The following is a 1,925-nucleotide window of genomic DNA, read 5'->3' as shown; positions in this document are numbered from 1 at the left end:
GTCTACCGTGAAAACCCGCTCAACCTCAATGACGCCAGCGAAGAGGACCTCCGAGAGCTAGGCCTCCTCAGCGATGTACAAATTAGTAGTCTGCTCAACTACCGCGAACAACTCGGTGGCTTCATTGCCATCTACGAACTACAAGCTGTCCCCAGCCTCGACCTAGCAACCATCAGGCGTATCCTCCCTTTTGTAGGACTACGCAAAGAGGTAGACGATTTCCAAGCTTCCTTCAAAGATATGTTTACCACTGGCGACAACGAGCTTTATCTGCGTTGGAACCGTATTCTTGAACAGCAACGTGGCTTCACGCCTCTGGAGGAGCGCCCCGACAGTACTCCCTACCTTGGCGATCCCAATCAACTTTACCTGCGTTATCGTCATACTTACAGCAACCGCCTAAGCTACGGCTTCACCGCCGAAAAAGATCGAGGCGAGGAGTTTTTCCGTGGCAGCAACAAAAAAGGTTTTGATTATTACAGCGCACACATCTTTCTCAAAGACTACAATCGTACTGTAAAGGCAGTAGCACTGGGTGATTACACTGCCAATTTTGGCCAAGGGCTCATTCTTTTCACCGGATTTGGCTATGGCAAGAGTACCCTTGTCACCAGTGTCCGCCGTGGAGGCCGCCCCCTTCGGCAGTATACTTCCGTCAACGAGGCCAACTTCCTCCGTGGTGCAGCAACAACACTCAAACTTAGCGACAGATTAGAATTCACAGCACTTATTTCTAAAAGAAAACGAGATGGTAACCTATTGATAATCAATGATAGTATCGACATAGAACTACAAGGTTCTTTTACTGAATTTTCTTCTTTACAGCTCAGCGGCCTACACCGAACGGCCAATGAAATCGCAGATCGAAATACCATTGAATATTTTACCACCGGAGGCTCTCTTAAATGGCAGGCCAACAAGGGGCACGTTGCCATCAACGGTATCCATCACCAGCTAGACAAAGCTCTTACGCTTACCCCACGGGTATACAATCGTTATTATTTCCAAGGCGATCAACTTACCAACCTCAGTCTCGACTATAGCTATCGCTGGCGCAACCTTACTTTCTTTGGCGAAACAGCAGCCAGCGATAACGGTGCTATCGCCACCATCAACGGCCTGCTCACCACCCTCGATCAAAAAGTAAACCTTGCTATCGTTCACCGTTCTTACCCCCGTGATTTTCAGGCTTTATTAGGTAATCCTTTCGGCGAAACCACTGGAGGACGCAACGAAAACGGCCTCTACTTCGGCATCGAGGTATACCCCAGCAAGCACTGGATCATCAATGCCTATTACGATGCCTGGAAACACCCTTGGGTACGCTCCACAGTAGACGCCCCCTCCCGTGGTCAAGAGTACCGTTTCCGGCTTACCTACTTCCTCAAGCGCAAACTCACCGTTTACCTCGAACTTCGCGACGAAACCAAAGAAGTCAACGTAAGACTCCTTGACAACCAGATCGACGCCGTGCTCCCTCAACGTCGTCTACAGGTCCGGCTCCACTGCGCATATCAAATAAACAAGGCCTTTGAATACCGCAGCCGCATCGACTGGGGCACCACCGACAATCCTATCAATGATCGGCTATCCGGTTTCGCCATCTATCAAGACCTCCTCTACCACCCTATCGGCGTCCCACTAAGTTTCACCAGCCGCATCGCCTTGTTCGATACTGACAGCTACCAAGTCCGGTTTTACAACTACGAAAGCGGGCTACTTTACAACTTCCGCATCCCTGCCTACTACAACCAGGGCAGCCGTTTCTACTTCAACCTTCGCTACAAAGGCATCCGCAATATGACCATCGAAGCACGTTACGCACGCCTGTTTTGGGCCAACGCAGAAACCATCGGTAGTGGCCTCGAAAGTACCGGGCAGCCTACCCGTACGGAGCTAGCTGCTCAAATAAAAATCAAATTTTA

General features: G+C 50.0%; 1 protein-coding gene. It reads left to right on the top strand.

The window, feature by feature from the left end; all coding sequences use genetic code 11:
- The coding region (locus ACRBG0_RS28320) for a ComEA family DNA-binding protein (RefSeq protein ID WP_431490188.1) at positions 1-1,925 on the top strand (1,925 nt) is incomplete at both ends.

The sequence above is a fragment of the Lewinella sp. genome (genome assembly GCF_050633125.1).
Classification (GTDB): Bacteria; Bacteroidota; Bacteroidia; order Chitinophagales; family Saprospiraceae; genus Lewinella.
This window is presented reverse-complemented; position numbering and strand designations above follow the sequence as displayed.